Source organism: Serratia sp. CoH_134_PS_4 (genome assembly GCF_058190535.1).
The window spans coordinates 785,818-800,584 of record NZ_JBXWKI010000001.1; the positions used below are offsets into that span (position 1 = coordinate 785,818).

Genomic DNA, 14,767 nt, shown 5'->3' on the forward strand with positions numbered 1-14,767 from the left:
TCTTTTGCCTTCAGCTTCCTGCCCGTGATGTTCGCCATTGCTATTCCATTGGGCATGGCGCGTGAAAACAAGGGCGTCGCCGCCTTCTCCGGTTTTGTCGGGTTCGCCGTATTGAACCTGGCTACCAACTTCTACCTGACCACGACCGGCATTTTGCCTACGACCGATCCGTTAGTGTTGAAAGCCAACAATATCCAGAACATCCTCGGCATTCAGTCGATCGATACCGGGATCCTGGGCGCAGTGATCGTCGGGATTATCGTTTATCTGTTGCATGAGCGCTTCAATACCATTCGCTTGCCGGATGCGCTGGCGTTCTTCGGAGGCACTCGCTTTGTGCCGATCGTCACGACCGTTGTGCTGGGCCTGTGTGGGCTGATTATTCCGTTGATCTGGCCGTGGTTTGCTGCGGGTATCAACGGCCTGGGCTGGGTGATTAACGGGGCCGGCGCTTTTGGACCGATGATCTTCGGCACTGGCGAGCGGCTGCTGTTGCCATTTGGGCTGCATCATATTCTGGTGGCGCTGATCCGCTTTACCGAAGCAGGCGGCACGCTGGATGTCTGCGGTCATACCGTTAGCGGCGCACTGACGATCTTCCAGGCACAGCTGTCCTGCCCAACCACGACCGGCTTTGCCGAAAGCGCGACGCGCTTCCTGTCACAAGGCAAAATGCCGGCCTTCCTCGGCGGGCTACCAGGCGCGGCACTGGCGATGTACCACTGTGCCAAACCTGAAAACCGCCATAAAATTAAAGGGCTGCTGATTTCTGGTGTGGTGGCCTGCGTGGTCGGCGGTACGACTGAACCGATCGAGTTCTTGTTCCTGTTTGTCGCGCCTTTCCTGTATCTCATCCACGCCATTCTCACCGGGCTGGGCTTTACCGTAATGGCACTGCTGGGGGTAACCATCGGCAATACTGACGGCAATATTATCGACTTTGTCGTCTTCGGCATCCTGCACGGCACCGCCACCAAGTGGTATCTGGTGCCGATCGTCGCCGCCATTTGGTTCGCCGCCTATTACGCCATTTTCCGCTTCTCCATCCAGCGCTTTAACATCAAGACGCCGGGCCGTGAGAGCGAGTCTGCCGGCAGCCAGAGCGCACCTGTCGGCGCGGTCGGCAAATCAGGCTATAACGTGCCGGCTATCCTGGCAGCGCTGGGTGGCAGTGAGAATATTATTTCACTGGATAACTGCATCACCCGTTTGCGCCTGTCGGTTGACGACATGAGCAAAGTGGATGACGCCGCGTTAAAAGCCAATCGCGCCATTGGTGTGGTGCACCTTAACGAGCACAATCTGCAGGTGGTGATCGGGCCACAGGTGCAATCAGTGAAAGATGAATTAGACTCACTGATAGCTGCAGCACAACCTGCTGCACCCTTGCAGGGAGCATCACATGTTTGATTTTTCTACCCCGGTTGACCGGCACGGCACATGGTGCACGCAATGGGATTACATCGCCGACCGTTTTGGCCGCGATGATCTCCTGCCGTTCACCATCTCCGATATGGATTTTGCCACCGCCCCCTGCATTATCGAGGCGCTGCAACAGCGCCTGCAGCATGGCGTACTTGGCTACAGCCGCTGGCAGCATGAGGATTTCCTTGGTGCAGTACGCCACTGGTATCAACAGCGGTTTAATACCGCCATTGACACCCGCATGGCGGTCTATGGGCCATCGGTGATTTACATGGTGGCGCAATTGATCCGCCAGTGGTCAGCACCGGGTGAATGCGTGGTCACTCATACCCCCGCTTATGACGCTTTTTATAAAGTGATCCTCGGCAATCAGCGCCAACTGCTGGCCTGTCCCCTGCATAAGGACGGCAATGATTGGCGGTGTGACATGGCACACCTGGAAGCCTTGTTGGCACGGCCGCAAACCAAAGTTTTGTTGCTGTGCAGCCCGCATAACCCTACCGGAAAAGTGTGGCGCGTAGAGGAACTGCAACAGATGGCCGAGCTGTGTGAACGCCACGGTGTGCGCGTGATCAGCGATGAGATCCATATGGATATGGTATGGGGAGAACAGCGCCATACGCCATGGAGCCAGGTTGCCACCACCCCCTGGGCCTTGCTGACGTCGGGTTCCAAAACCTTCAATATACCGGCATTGACCGGCGCCTACGGTTTTATCAGTGAGGACGCTGCACGCGACGCTTACACGCAACAGTTAAAAGCCCGCGATGGATTGTCTTCACCCGCGGTGTTAGCCGTGGCGGCGCATGTTGCCGCTTATCGCCACAGTGAACCCTGGTTGGACGCATTGCGCGATTACCTGCAGGATAACCTGACCTACGTTGCCGAACGGTTGAATCAGGCATTCCCTGCACTGGGGTGGCAACCGCCACAGGCAACCTATCTGGCCTGGATCGATCTGCGGCCATTGGGCATTGACGATCGTCAGTTGCAACAGGTACTGATTGAGCGCGAGAAGGTCGCCATCATGCCCGGTTTCACCTACGGTGAGGAAGGCCGTGGTTTCCTGCGCTTAAACGTTGGCTGTCCGCGCAGTAAGGTCGAGGCCGGAATGGACAAGTTGATCGATGGGCTCACGTTTGTGTTGGACGAGGCATGATCTGACCGACCGGAAGGCAGGTAGTAAGCCGAATGTCGATCGGTAAGGTCCGATTGGCATTTTTTTATTCGGCCTCTGTAGGCTCAGTGACCCAAGGCCGTGAACATGATGAGATAAGCAGGGTCTTGGGCGCCCTTGAAGACGTCGAACGCAAGAACAACGCATAGGCGAAACCGCCATGGACGGCGGTTTCAGGCGAGACAGGCAGGGACGCCTGTCGTAGCCGGCCGTGATGCGGCGTGATGAAGTGAGAGCCGTTGGCGCAGCCAACCGTCTGAGTGGGCAAAGGCGCGGGTTGCAAGGGACCCCGCCTTGGGTCCCTTACTCGGTCGAGGCGCATGAGCTGCATAGTGCGCTGTTTGTTTATCGACCGAAAAGAACGGTGAGCTCGCTAAAAATCACCTTACGTGACCAGCATCAGGTATAAGCCTGCCTTTTCTCCTACTTACTGCGCCAACTGCGGGATATCGTCCAAACGGTAATACACCGACAATCCCCGCTCATTTGCCAGGCGCACGTCGTTATCCGCACCCGCTGAGGCACCTTCGATGCGGTAAATGGCCTGGCACTGGGCAATCAGCCGGTGGGCCACCGGATACAGATATTCTTCGCAAATAGCGTCACCATGCTGCGTGGAACCGGCCGCTGCGGCCAAGGGTAATGCCAACCACTCACCGATCACTGGCACGTGACCACGCCGGTAGACCGCAAGCGCAGCTTGTTCCAACCGCTGCAAATTCGCGGCAATTCGCTGCGGTTCGCCCTCCGTGCCGCTACGATAAGGACCGGCAATCAAAATCAGTTGAGACTTCATCGTGTATTATCCAACGTGTGATGTAGAGCAACGAACTGCAATAGCATGATGGTTTTGGCATCAACGATTATCCCCTGCCGAATGGCCTGCAACGCTTCCGTTAACGGCAGTTCCAGCACTTCAAGATCCTCGCCTTCGGCTTCCACGCCCCCCCCGTCACTGACCCGGCTGTTTGCGTGGTATTCACCGACAAAGAAATGTAATTTCTCAGTGACCGAACCGGGGCTCATATAAGCCTCGAAGACCTTCTGCACGTGTTGCACGAAATAGCCGGTTTCCTCTTCTGCTTCGGCACGGATGCGTTCTTCCGGTGACGCATTGTCCAGCAGACCGGCAGCGGCTTCGATCAACATCCCATCATGACCGTTGACGAACACCGGAAAACGGAACTGGCGTGTTAACACCACGGTTTGCGCTTGCCGGTTAAACAGCAAAATGGTCGCACCGTCACCGCGATCGTAGGTTTCACGGCTCTGTCTTTGCCATACGCCATCACGTCGTAAAAAATCGAAGGTGGTTTTTTTCAGCAGATACCAGTCATCGGACAGCACTCGGGTTTCGACAATACGAACCCGATCTTGGGTAGCAGTCATGTTGGTTAACTCCACAACCAGGAAAGGAAATTGATACTATCGTGCACTTTCGTGTATGATCAAGATATTTCGTGCAGTGCAAATTTAACGGGAAAAACCATGCTCACCAGCCAACGTAAAAAAATCATTCTGGAAAAACTGGCCCAAGACGGACAGGTGCTGGCCAAACAGCTCAGCGAGATGTTTGGGCTATCTGAAGACACGCTACGACGCGATCTGCGTGAATTGGACAGCGAAGGTTTGCTGCAACGGGTACATGGCGGCGCACTGCCCGTTTCCCCGGCCATTGCCCCCTTTGCCGAAAGGAATGGGCAGGAGTCTGCCGCCAAACGGGCCATTGCCAAAGCAGCAGCAGCGATGATATCCCCCGGGCAAGTCGTGATCCTGGATGGCGGCACCACCTCCGCCGAATTGGTGAAGCAACTGCCCCCCACGCTGGAGGCCACCATTGTCACCCACAGTCCCAGCGTGGCCGTTGGCCTGGTCGAACACCCCAAGGTTGAGGTGATACTGATCGGCGGGCGGCTGTACAAACATTCGATCGTCAGCGTGGGAGCCGCGGCCGTGGAGGCGATGTCGCATATCCGCGCTGACATCTACTTTATGGGTGTGACCGGCGTACACCCCACCGCGGGCTTGAGCACCGGCGATCTTGAAGAAGCCTATATAAAACGCGCGTTGGCGGCACGAGCGGCAGAAACCGTCGTGTTGGCTTCTGCGGCTAAACTCAATGCCGCCTCACAATATGCCATTGGCGATATCACGCTGGCGCAAAGCGTTATCGTCGAACGTTCAACCGACACTGCACTGACAGGTCCGTTGGAACAGGCCGGATTGACGGTGATAAGAGCATGAATAAACGTCACCCTTAAAGGACTTAATAAATACGTGGTTATTCAGGCTCGCCACGTATTTATTCGCGTTATTCTCTGCACGTCGGATAAAAATGCGAGAGTTATCACATTTCATTAAACTTATTTTTTGCTGCATCGTCGTTGATGATGAAATAAACCGCTTTAGAGAAAAACAAACATAACGCATTGATTCTTAATTAATAGTAATCACGCACTCGCTAAAAGCGCCAAATACAAATGAGACCTCCCTCTCAAAACCATCCCCCTCACTCTACCTGTCAAGCCTAATGACAAAAATATTTGTGATTGTTTTGTGATATCCATTGCAAATTTTACCGATGCCAAAAATGACAATGAGTTCCACAGAACAGGCTGGGGACGGATATATGAAAATTGGTGTAGTAATAAGCGGCGGCGATGTGACAGGTATCAATAGTTTTATTTTTCAGGTCGCAAGGCTAGCGCAGGCCGATATTATTCTGTTTGACGGCGGCATACCCGGATTATTGGCCAACCAGCATCATCCTATTGCCCAGCGTGACTTGGTTGACTTCTCGATTTCATCGATGCCAATAATGTCTTCCGGCCGTACGGCCAAGAAATTGGCTGCTGACGAATATGAAACCATTCATAAGCAGCTTAAGGCTTTGCACATAGACGTGCTTATTATGGCCGGTGGCGATGGATCGCTGCAGTTTTTGAATACACTCAGCGAGTTTGGCGTTAACTGTTTCGGCGTAGGGATGACTATCGACAATGACGTTTTCGGCAGTCATTACAGCATTGGTTTTTCTACTGCCTGCGAACAGGTGATAAAAGAAGTCGCCAAACTGAGGAACACCGGGCGTGCCCTGCCTGGGCGGGTGTTTATGATAGAGCTGCTGGGCGGTTATTGCGGGGAATTGACACTGCAATCGGCGATCAAGTCCAATGCGGACTTTGCCCTTATCCCGGAATGCCAATATGCCTTAAATCAGCTGGCAGAAAAAATAACTCAGCGGTTGGAACAACAAAACAGCGTCATTATTTTGTGTTCCGAGGGTTATACCAAAGAATACTCACCCGGTTTTCAAGGCGCCATCGATACCATGATTAAGCAGCTGGAACCCAAGATTGGTGTGCGCATTCGTAAAACTATTATGGGCTACGGTCTGCGCAATGGAGACCCGACCGGTGAAGAAATTTACCAGGGCACTATTATGGCCAGTGAAGTGGTCAGGTGCATTAATTCAGGCATGAAGAACAAGGCAATCATTATTAATGCCAGCAATCAACCCATTCCCATTGATCTAATCAGTATGCAAAAACGTTTGGTTGATACAGAAGGACACCATTACAAACTCGCCAGGCAATTAAATATAATCTGAGGAGATACCCATGCTTAAAATACTGTGCGTATGTGGCTGTGGCCTCGGCTCCAGCTTTGCCATCGAAATGAGCGCAAGAGCGGTGCTGAAAAAATTAGAGATTGAGGCGGATATTGATCACACCACTATCTCCGAGGCCAGTGCCTTTAAATCAGATATTATTCTTACCCAAAAAACCTTCGCCGATATTTTAAATGCCGATGCCAGCGAAGAAGAAAAGAAACGCGTTATTATTCTGCACCGGCTCACCGATAAGGCAGAAATTGAGCAAAAGATTGTGGCCTTCCTGAAAGAACGCGACATGAAGGAAGCCCACCATGAATAGCCTGATTGACTTTATCGTCAAAGACTTATTGGGCCAGGCGTCTATCTTGGTGGCCTTTATCGCCATGCTGGGGCTATTGCTGCAGAAGAAGTCCGTCGGCAAAGTGGCCGAAGGCACCTTCAAAACCCTGCTGGGCTTCCTGATCATGATGGCAGGCATCAACATTATTGTCGGCGCTCTGACCTATTTGAACAGCATCTTCACTCAGGGTTTCGGCATGACCGGCTATATCACCGACGTCGCCGCCATCGCCGGCCTGGCCAACCGCGAGTTGGGCTCAGAGGTCGCGTTAACCCTGATGGTGATTTTCGCGGTGAATATCATCATTGCGCGCATTACCCCGTTCAAATACATCTTTCTGACCGGACAAGCATTGCTGTGGATGGCCACCATTGGTGCGGTAATCGGCTACAAGGCCGGGCTCACCGGCTTGCCGCTGGTTTTGACCGGCGGCATATTTGGTGGCGTGATGGCCGTGTTGATGCCTGCGCTGGCCCAGCCGGTGGTACGCAAAATCACCGGTTCAGACGACGTGGCGTTGGGGCATTTTTGCACCATCGGCTACCTGGTACAGGCCGCCGTCGCCAAGGTGGTCGGTAAGGGCTCCCGCTCAACCGAGGACTTGGAGCTGCCCGATAACTTCAAATTCCTGCAGGACACCTACCTGTCGATGGCAGTGGTGATGATCCCGATGTATCTGATCCCGGCGCTGGCTGCCGGTCCGCAGTATATCGCTCAGTATGCCGGCGGCATGAACTACTTGATGTATTCCTTTATGCAGGCCATCCAGTTTGTCGCCGGCGTATTTATCCTCTACAGCGGCGTACGCCTGCTGCTCAATGAGCTGGTACCCGCCTTCCGGGGCATCGCCCTACGGGTTGTGCCGGATGCCAAACCGGCGCTGGACTGCCCGGTGTTGTTCCCCTACGCACCCAATGCGGTGATCGTCGGCTTTCTGGCCACCACCCTTGGCTCAATCATCGGCATGATCGTTTTCCCGATGTTCGGCCTGGCGATGATCCTCCCAGGCCTGCTGACCAACTTCTTCGCCGGCGGCACCGCAGGCATCTTCGGCAATGCGCTGGGGGGGCGTCGTGGCGCCATGATTGGTGGCGTGGTTCACGGTCTGTTTATCACCTTCCTGCCGGCCATTCTGGTACCGATGCTGGAAAGTTATGGCTTTGTCGGCGTGACCTTCAGCGACTCCGACGTCATCAGCAGTGGGCTGGTGATGGGACATGCTTTCCAGGGCAATTGGTTGTTCATCGCCCTGTTCATCGTCTTCGTCACGCTGATTGCGTGGTTTGTTAACGGTAAATCAACCAAGCACCATGAGGAAAAAATCCATGAAACTCTATAATTTCAACGAGCTGTTGTCCGTGGCCAAAGCCCGTGATTTTAAGGCGATAGGTTCATTTAATCTCCACTGCCTGGAGATGTTACCGGCCTTTTTCAAAGCGGCCAAAAACATGCACAGCCCGTTGATGATCCAGATTTCGACCGGTACCGCCGAGTATTTAGGCTATAAATTGCTGGTTGATTCAGTACGCTCACTGGCTCAAAGCGAGGATGTTCCCACCTGTCTGCATTTGGATCACTGCTCTGACATTGCCTCCATCGAGACGGCGATTGACGCCGGTTTCAGTTCGGTAATGTATGACGGTTCGCACCTGGAAATGGATGAGAATATCGCCAATACCCGTCGCGTGATCGACATTGCACGTCAGCGCAACGTGTCGGTGGAGGCCGAGTTGGGTGCCATAGGCGGCTCTGAAGACGGCAAAGCCGTGGCAGAAGAAGACATTTGTTTTACCACGGTGGAGGATGCCAAACGCTTTGTTGATGAAACCGGGGTCGATATGCTGGCGGTGTCGGTAGGTACCGTTCACGGGCTCTATACCGGCAAAGCACATATTCAGCATCAGCGTCTGGCGGAAATCACCGCGGCCACCGGTACCCCTCTGGTGTTGCACGGCGGCACCGGCGTCAGCGATGAAGATATGCGGCGCGCAGTGGCCGGGGGCATAGAGAAAGTTAATGTGGGTACCGAGATGAACGTGCAATGGGTCGATCGATGCAAACACACATTTGAAAAAGGCAAGGTCAATGACAGCGTGCGAAAATTCCTGATCCCCGCCAATAATGCCGTTACCCAGGTATTAACGGAAAAGATCGGTCTGTTTAAATAATCACTGCCCCGCTTTCTTTTTTATAAAACCCACAACCCTGGTGCCCCGGCGCCCGTCGGGGCTGGAATCTTTATGCCTAATTTCTGGAGATGGTTATGTTTAATTTTATGAAAAGCCGGCGGGATAAAGAACCTAATCCCCATCAACAAGATCATGAAGCCAATGAAATATCAGCCGAAATTGACGCATTGGAGCGGCGACTGGCAACAACACCGGCGGACAGCGAAATTCATAAGACGTTAATGCTGACCTATAATCGCGCGCTAAAGATTTATGCCAAAAATAAAAACCATCGCCAACATATCGATGCTGTTTTTATTAAAATGGATGAGCTGCGCAATATTATCAGGAAGTCTCTCTGAGGGAACATGATGACGATTAAACAACTGTTGATAGAGGCCGGTGCGATACAGGTCGGTGTGCAGGAAACCGACTGGAAAAAGGTCATAGCGTTGGCGGCACGCCCCTTGATCGATAACGGCTATATCCACGCATCCTATTATCAGGCGGTGATCAGTAATACGCTGGCCCATGGTGCGTATTACGTGTTCGACGAAGGCATTGCCATTCCTCATGCGCGGCCAGAGTGCGGCGTGATAAAGAATTGTTTCAGCATGGTGTTGCTCGAGCAACCTATCACCTTCCAGGACAGCGAGGAGGCCGACATTGTCATCTTGTTCGGCGCGACCGACAGTAACAGCCATATCGAAGAAGGCCTGCGCGCAATCGTGGACTTGCTGGATAACAAGCAGCGTCTCGACCAGCTACGCGCCGCAAAACTTTGGCAAGACGTGGTGGAGATATTATGACTTCGACAACAGTGACCGGCGGCAAAACCGTTATTTTGGTCAATGGGGTTCCGGCTTCCGGGAAAAGCACCCTTGCCCACGCGTTGGCACAGCATTTTACTTTGCCTTATCTCTCCCTCGACGGTATCAAAGAGCCTTTTATGGCACGGTTGGGTGACGTTGACCGCGAGCTTAACCGGCAACTGGGTTACGCCGCTTATCAGGCCATCTGGTCGATGGTGGCGCAGGCGCCACTGCGCTGCATCTATGTTATTGATGCCTGGTTCGGCTTTCAGCCCAGAGAACAGCTGAACCAGTACCTGCGCGAGGCGGGCGTGGCCCAGGTATTGGAGGTGTGGAACCAAATATCCGGTGAATTGGCAGCCGAACGCTATGCAGCACGTGCCGGGCAGCGCCCTAAAGGCCACCCCGGAGTGGAATACCTGCCCGAACTGCGTGCGCTGGCCGATCGCGCCATGCCGTTGGCCCTGGGACCGGTGCTCCGTATTGATCAGGCGCAGCCGTTGGATATCAGTCGGGTTAAGCATTGGTTGGCACAGCATGGCATCGGCGAGCATCATGATGAACGCCTCTCAGCATTGAAGGTGGGCTGAAATCTGTTACCTCTATCAACGCGGGGGCTTTTTCTTCAACCTCAGCGCAGAAAAATGGCAATCACTCTCATTAATGTGATTGCCGTCACTTTTTTATGCAACGATATGGAAATTTTCATCAATTTGTTTTTATACTGATCTGCACTTTACCTACAACAAAATAACGAGTGCACATCATGATTGACTCCCGCTTACCGCTGACCGACATCCACCGTCACCTTGACGGTAACATCCGCGCGCAAACCATTCTCGACCTGGGGCGTCAATTTAACCTTGCTCTGCCCGCCAACGAACTTGACGCACTGCGCCCACACGTGCAAATCACCCATGCAGAACCGGATCTGATCAGCTTTTTGCAAAAGCTGGACTGGGGCGTAGCGGTCTTGGGCGATGTAGACGCCTGTCGTCGCGTCGCTTACGAAAACGTTGAAGATGCAGCAAATGCCGGCCTGCACTATGCCGAGCTGCGCTTTTCGCCGTATTACATGGCGATGAAGCACCAGTTGCCCGTGGCTGGCGTAGTCGAGGCCGTCATTGATGGCATTCGTTCAGGAACACGAGATTTTGGCATTGATGTGCGTCTGATCGGCATCATGAGCCGCACCTTTGGCGAAGCCGCCTGCTTGCAAGAGTTGGACGGTTTATTGGCACATCGCGACGGCATCACAGCGCTGGATCTGGCCGGTGACGAGCTGGGTTTCCCTGGCAGTCTGTTCCTCAATCACTTCAACCGCGCCCGTGATGCGGGTCTACGCATCACCGTGCACGCAGGCGAAGCCGCCGGCCCGGAAAGCATCTGGCAGGCGATCCGTGAGCTGGGTGCCGAGCGTATCGGCCACGGGGTAAAAGCGATTGAAGATCCGGCGTTGATGGACTTTCTGGCGGAACACGGCATTGGGATCGAATCCTGCCTGACGTCCAACATTCAGACCAGCACCGTGCATTCTCTGGCGCAACATCCGCTGGCCAAATTCTTGCGTCACGGCGTCATGGCGTCGATCAATACCGACGATCCGGCGGTTCAGGGCATCGAAATTGAACACGAGTACCTTGTGGCGGCGCCACAAGCGGGCCTGACCCCGGCTGAAATCCGTACCGCTCAGGAAAACGGCCTGAAAATGGCGTTCCTCAGCGAGCAGGAAAAACAAGCGCTGCGCGATAAAGTTCGGGCTAATTGAATTGAGCGATGGGCGCTATTTCGCGCCCATTGTGGCTGCTGATAAACCCGCTTAAGGGCTAAACCGGTAGGGGTCGAACATGTTCGACCCGATTTAACCCATTGATTATACAAATGGGCCCAGCATGCAGCGCCACTTCAATGAAACAACGGAGCATTTTACCCACGTCCTCATTTTTTATTTCGCCGTCAGCACGTCCGCCCGCTGCTTGGCGGTTTTGCGCGCATAGCGCTGCGCTAACACGGCGCACACCATCAATTGCACCTGATGGAAAATCATCAGCGGCAACACCATTGCCCCCACTGCCGCCGCCGGGAACAACACGTTGGCCATCGGGATGCCGTTTGCCAGGCTCTTTTTCGAACCGCAGAACACAATAGTGATCTCGTCAGCCGTACTGAAGCCTAACCAGCGCGCAGCATAGGTATTGATAACCAACACCACCGTCAGCAGCACCAATGACATCACCAAGATGGTCAACAGTGACCAGCCGTCGATCTTGTGCCAAATGCCTTCCACCACCGCTGCGCTAAAGGCGGTATATACCACCAACAGAATCGATGAACGGTCAGTGAGATTGATGAGTTTACGGTGACGATCGACCCATTTGCCGATCAACGGTCTTGCCAGATGCCCCACCACAAACGGCACCATCAATTGCAAAATGATGGAACCAATGGCGTGCAACACGTCAGTATCCCCCCCTTGCGTATGCATCAACGCCCCCACCAGCAACGGCGAGAGAAAAACGCCAAGAATACTGGATGCCGAAGCGCTGCATACTGCCGCAGCCACGTTTCCACCCGCTGCCGAGGTAAAAGCAATCGCCGACTGGACCGTCGCCGGCAGCGCACACAAGTAAAGGAAGCCCAAATACACCGTGGGTGTCATCAAGCCTGGCACCATCAGGTTCATCGCCACACCCAGCAATGGGAACAGCGCAAAGGTGCTGAGAAACACCATCAAATGCAGCTTCCAGTGGCTCATCCCGGCGATGATCGCCTCACGTGATAACTTGGCGCCATGCATGAAGAACAACAACGCGATAGCCGCAGTGGTCAGGTGATCAAAGAAGGTTTTCCATACGCCTTCACAGGGGAAAACCGAAGCGATAATCACGACCAGAATCAATACCAGCAAAAATTTATCAATACGCAGACGCTGCAACCAGGACATGGATCGGGATCCCTCGAAGAGTAAAGCGGGTTCAGCACGCCGAACCCGGAGAATGAAACGCGACAGTTAGGCTACCGGCAGCGCTTTTTGTTGTTTCGCCGACTCAATGCCCAACTCAATCATTTCCATCACTTTGATGGCATCGGCAGCCGGTACCGGGTTGTCACCCTCACCGTTAATCGCATCGCGGATTGCCGCGTAATACGCCGGGTAGTTACCAGGGAGGCTCAGCAAGGGTTTTTCCGCCAACACCCCATCGCGTGACAATGTCACGACGCCGTCACGCATATCGTAACCCCAGTCAGCCTGCGGCAGACGCTCGCCTGCCTTCAAACGGTCTTCCTGCGGATCCAGCCCAAATTTGATAAAGCTGCCTTGAGTACCGTGCACGATATAGCGTGCAGTTTCCGCTGCCGCCAGCACCGTGCCATGCAAGACCACGCGACGTTTCCCGTAATTAAGCACCGCGTGGAAATAATCCACCGATTGCGCGCCTGGACGCAGTTCCCCCAGGTCGACAAACAAGGTGTCCGGCTTGCCGAACAATTGCAGTGCCTGGTCGATCAAATGCGGCCCTAAGTCATACCAGATGCCGCTGCCGGCACCGCCTGACTCACGCCAGCGCTGGCGAACCTCCGGCCGGAAGCGATCAAAATGAGACTCGAAGTAAACCACGTCGCCAAGTACACCTTCTTTCAGCAGCGCTTTAAGCGTCAGGAAATCACTGTCCCATCGGCGGTTGTGAAACACTGACAACAACTTGCCGCTTTGCTCCGCCTGTTGTTTCAGTTCCTGTGCCTGTGACAACGTCACGGTAAACGGTTTGTCCACCACCACATGCTTGCCGGCGGCCATGGCCTGCTGTGCCAGCGGGAAGTGAGTATCATTGGGGGTAGGAATGACGATCAGGTCGATAGACGGGTCGTTGAACAGCGCCTGCGGATCGCTGACCACCGTCATAGACGGCCAATCAGCGTGCACTTTACCGGCATCGCTGCTGGATACGGCAGCCAGCTCTACGCCCGGCGTACCGACGATCAATGGCGCATGAAAGGTTTTGCTGGCATAGCCGTAACCGACCAATCCAACCCGAATTTTCTCTGCCATGGTGTTTCCTCTTACTGGCTCGCAAAATACTCTTCATCTTTCAAACCACAACCTTGTTGGCTGCTCGTGCTCAACCCCGTCACTTACTTGAGTATGCGCTTGGGAATTCACACGCTTGCCGCCTGGTTGAACGTGAAATCTATCGAGTAGGGACCCATCAGATTTGACACCATGATGCTGGCAGGAACAAGAAGTAAATTTAATGTTAACTTGTAACCGCCAGAGGAGCCGATTCACGCTCATTTCTGGCCGGATAATTAATCTCCAGGCTGCGACGGCGGAAATCACTCGGGCTCACACCCACGCGTTTGCGAAACACACGGGAAAAATAGAGCTGATCGTCATAGCCCACCACCCGCCCGATCGTGGCTATAGATTCTTGTGTGGTCTGCAACAGTAACTTGGCACGGATCACCCGCTGATCTTCCCGCCAACGCAGAATGTTGATGCCCACCTGCTCACGGAATAAGTGCGCCAGCCGTGAAGGCGACAGGCAGACGTGGCGCGCCACCTCATCAATACGTAACTCCCCGGCCAGGTTGCCGGTAATAAACTGACAGGCTTCAATCACTCGCGGGTCCATGATCCTCTGGGGGCTCAGTGGATCTTCCTCCATCGCACGCAGTAATAGACGCTCCAGCAAGTTCATCCCCAGTTCCTCGGCAAACCGACGGCCAGAACGTTGGGTTTGCTCGATATTGGCGAACAGCCGGTCGAACTCCAGCAACAGGTTATTGTTCGGCAGCGTCAACCGCCCGACCTCATGGGTCTTGCTGTGCCACTCCAGCCAGTCGGCCCAGTAGGCCCGTGGACGGAAATACACCCAACGGTGGTACCAGCAATCGCTGTCCGGTGAACGGCCGTAGTAATGCGCCGCTTTGGGCGGGAACAGCAGGAGATCGCCGGGATTACAGTGAAAGGTGTCTTCGCCGTCAAATACCTTGCCCTGACCTTTGATGGTCAGGTTAAGAATATAACCCTTCATGCCGCCTGGGCGGTCGATAAAGAAGTCCAGTGGGCCGTCGGCCATGATCGGCGTCAACCCCGCTACCAAATAGGCGTTAAAGGTATAACCCGGTAACAACGGGTTTGGCTGCGGTTCCTGTGCCATACGATGATACATCTGTCCTCCCGGAACGGCTTAGGTAACGATCCTATAGCTTAGATGCCCGGTGGAA

Annotated in this window: 16 protein-coding genes; 11 read left to right on the plus strand and 5 right to left on the minus strand. The window is 54.1% G+C overall.

The window, feature by feature from the left end; genetic code table 11:
- The coding region (gene malX / locus AC2FCQ_RS03565) for a maltose/glucose-specific PTS transporter subunit IIBC (RefSeq protein WP_490658442.1) at positions 1-1,410 on the plus strand (1,410 nt) is incomplete at its 5' end.
- Positions 1,403-2,584: a MalY/PatB family protein gene (locus tag AC2FCQ_RS03570; protein WP_490307582.1), complete on the plus strand. Its 1,182-nt coding sequence runs from the start codon at positions 1,403-1,405 to the stop codon at positions 2,582-2,584. The genes malX and AC2FCQ_RS03570, both read left to right, overlap by 8 nt.
- 445 nt (positions 2,585-3,029) lie before the next feature.
- Here the strand turns inward: AC2FCQ_RS03570 and AC2FCQ_RS03575 are convergent, their stop codons facing one another.
- Both AC2FCQ_RS03575 and AC2FCQ_RS03580 read right to left on the minus strand, forming a co-directional pair.
- The gene (locus AC2FCQ_RS03575) at positions 3,030-3,398 is read right to left on the minus strand and encodes an NUDIX hydrolase (RefSeq protein WP_490307583.1); all 369 of its coding nucleotides are present in this window, start codon (positions 3,396-3,398) and stop codon (positions 3,030-3,032) included.
- Entirely contained in the window at positions 3,395-3,991 is a 597-nt protein-coding gene (locus AC2FCQ_RS03580; RefSeq protein ID WP_209633132.1) for an NUDIX hydrolase, read from the minus strand. The genes AC2FCQ_RS03575 and AC2FCQ_RS03580 overlap by 4 nt, the downstream gene beginning before the upstream one ends.
- A 99-nt stretch (positions 3,992-4,090) precedes the next feature.
- On the opposite strand from AC2FCQ_RS03580, the gene AC2FCQ_RS03585 reads away from it, so the two are divergent.
- From AC2FCQ_RS03585 to add, 9 genes are all read left to right on the plus strand, one after another.
- Positions 4,091-4,846, plus strand: coding sequence for a DeoR/GlpR family DNA-binding transcription regulator (locus tag AC2FCQ_RS03585; protein ID WP_490307584.1), 756 nt, complete (start codon positions 4,091-4,093; stop codon positions 4,844-4,846).
- A 385-nt stretch (positions 4,847-5,231) separates the two neighbouring features.
- On the plus strand, positions 5,232-6,212 hold the full coding sequence (locus AC2FCQ_RS03590; RefSeq protein WP_265556117.1) for a 6-phosphofructokinase: 981 nt from the start codon (positions 5,232-5,234) through the stop codon (positions 6,210-6,212).
- 10 nt (positions 6,213-6,222) lie between these two features.
- Complete coding sequence (locus AC2FCQ_RS03595) at positions 6,223-6,537, plus strand: PTS sugar transporter subunit IIB (protein WP_012144987.1); 315 nt, start codon at positions 6,223-6,225, stop codon at positions 6,535-6,537.
- Positions 6,530-7,897: a PTS sugar transporter subunit IIC gene (locus AC2FCQ_RS03600; RefSeq protein ID WP_490307585.1), complete on the plus strand. Its 1,368-nt coding sequence runs from the start codon at positions 6,530-6,532 to the stop codon at positions 7,895-7,897. Before AC2FCQ_RS03595 ends, AC2FCQ_RS03600 begins: the two co-directional genes overlap by 8 nt.
- A complete protein-coding gene (locus tag AC2FCQ_RS03605; protein WP_209633123.1) occupies positions 7,884-8,726 on the plus strand; it encodes a class II fructose-bisphosphate aldolase in 843 nt (280 codons plus the stop codon). The genes AC2FCQ_RS03600 and AC2FCQ_RS03605 overlap by 14 nt, the downstream gene beginning before the upstream one ends.
- A gap of 95 nt (positions 8,727-8,821) precedes the next feature.
- The gene (locus AC2FCQ_RS03610) at positions 8,822-9,088 is read left to right on the plus strand and encodes a hypothetical protein (RefSeq protein ID WP_490307586.1); all 267 of its coding nucleotides are present in this window, start codon (positions 8,822-8,824) and stop codon (positions 9,086-9,088) included.
- A 9-nt stretch (positions 9,089-9,097) separates the two neighbouring features.
- Complete coding sequence (locus AC2FCQ_RS03615; protein WP_209633119.1) at positions 9,098-9,535, plus strand: PTS sugar transporter subunit IIA; 438 nt, start codon at positions 9,098-9,100, stop codon at positions 9,533-9,535.
- Positions 9,532-10,128, plus strand: a complete 597-nt coding sequence (locus AC2FCQ_RS03620) for a P-loop nucleotide/nucleoside kinase family protein (RefSeq protein ID WP_209633117.1) — start codon at positions 9,532-9,534, stop codon at positions 10,126-10,128. The genes AC2FCQ_RS03615 and AC2FCQ_RS03620 overlap by 4 nt, the downstream gene beginning before the upstream one ends.
- Before the next feature lie 176 nt (positions 10,129-10,304).
- Positions 10,305-11,306 (plus strand): adenosine deaminase, encoded by a 1,002-nt coding sequence (gene add, locus AC2FCQ_RS03625; protein WP_490307587.1) that lies wholly within the window; start codon positions 10,305-10,307, stop codon positions 11,304-11,306.
- A 177-nt stretch (positions 11,307-11,483) separates the two neighbouring features.
- On the opposite strand, the gene AC2FCQ_RS03630 is transcribed toward add, so the two are convergent.
- The 3 genes from AC2FCQ_RS03630 to araC form a co-directional block, all read right to left on the minus strand.
- Entirely contained in the window at positions 11,484-12,482 is a 999-nt protein-coding gene (locus AC2FCQ_RS03630) for a bile acid:sodium symporter family protein (protein ID WP_209633114.1), read from the minus strand.
- 66 nt (positions 12,483-12,548) lie between these two features.
- Positions 12,549-13,589 (minus strand): oxidoreductase, encoded by a 1,041-nt coding sequence (locus tag AC2FCQ_RS03635; RefSeq protein WP_209633112.1) that lies wholly within the window; start codon positions 13,587-13,589, stop codon positions 12,549-12,551.
- Positions 13,590-13,794: 205 nt separating this feature from the next.
- A complete protein-coding gene (gene araC, locus AC2FCQ_RS03640) occupies positions 13,795-14,712 on the minus strand; it encodes an arabinose operon transcriptional regulator AraC (protein ID WP_209633111.1) in 918 nt (305 codons plus the stop codon).
- Between the last annotated feature and the right edge of the window lie 55 nt (positions 14,713-14,767).

What these genes read in the sequence shown, in the direction of transcription:
- AC2FCQ_RS03570 (WP_490307582.1), top strand. Translation starts at nt 1,403, where the DNA reads ATGTTTGATTTTTCTACCCCGGTTGACCGGCACGGCACATGGTGCACG.
- AC2FCQ_RS03575 (WP_490307583.1), bottom strand. Translation starts at nt 3,398, where the DNA reads ATGAAGTCTCAACTGATTTTGATTGCCGGTCCTTATCGTAGCGGCACG.
- AC2FCQ_RS03580 (WP_209633132.1), bottom strand. Translation starts at nt 3,991, where the DNA reads ATGACTGCTACCCAAGATCGGGTTCGTATTGTCGAAACCCGAGTGCTG.
- AC2FCQ_RS03585 (WP_490307584.1), top strand. Translation starts at nt 4,091, where the DNA reads ATGCTCACCAGCCAACGTAAAAAAATCATTCTGGAAAAACTGGCCCAA.
- AC2FCQ_RS03590 (WP_265556117.1), top strand. Translation starts at nt 5,232, where the DNA reads ATGAAAATTGGTGTAGTAATAAGCGGCGGCGATGTGACAGGTATCAAT.
- AC2FCQ_RS03595 (WP_012144987.1), top strand. Translation starts at nt 6,223, where the DNA reads ATGCTTAAAATACTGTGCGTATGTGGCTGTGGCCTCGGCTCCAGCTTT.
- AC2FCQ_RS03600 (WP_490307585.1), top strand. Translation starts at nt 6,530, where the DNA reads ATGAATAGCCTGATTGACTTTATCGTCAAAGACTTATTGGGCCAGGCG.
- AC2FCQ_RS03605 (WP_209633123.1), top strand. Translation starts at nt 7,884, where the DNA reads ATGAAACTCTATAATTTCAACGAGCTGTTGTCCGTGGCCAAAGCCCGT.
- AC2FCQ_RS03610 (WP_490307586.1), top strand. Translation starts at nt 8,822, where the DNA reads ATGTTTAATTTTATGAAAAGCCGGCGGGATAAAGAACCTAATCCCCAT.
- AC2FCQ_RS03615 (WP_209633119.1), top strand. Translation starts at nt 9,098, where the DNA reads ATGACGATTAAACAACTGTTGATAGAGGCCGGTGCGATACAGGTCGGT.
- AC2FCQ_RS03620 (WP_209633117.1), top strand. Translation starts at nt 9,532, where the DNA reads ATGACTTCGACAACAGTGACCGGCGGCAAAACCGTTATTTTGGTCAAT.
- add (WP_490307587.1), top strand. Translation starts at nt 10,305, where the DNA reads ATGATTGACTCCCGCTTACCGCTGACCGACATCCACCGTCACCTTGAC.
- AC2FCQ_RS03630 (WP_209633114.1), bottom strand. Translation starts at nt 12,482, where the DNA reads ATGTCCTGGTTGCAGCGTCTGCGTATTGATAAATTTTTGCTGGTATTG.
- AC2FCQ_RS03635 (WP_209633112.1), bottom strand. Translation starts at nt 13,589, where the DNA reads ATGGCAGAGAAAATTCGGGTTGGATTGGTCGGTTACGGCTATGCCAGC.
- araC (WP_209633111.1), bottom strand. Translation starts at nt 14,712, where the DNA reads ATGTATCATCGTATGGCACAGGAACCGCAGCCAAACCCGTTGTTACCG.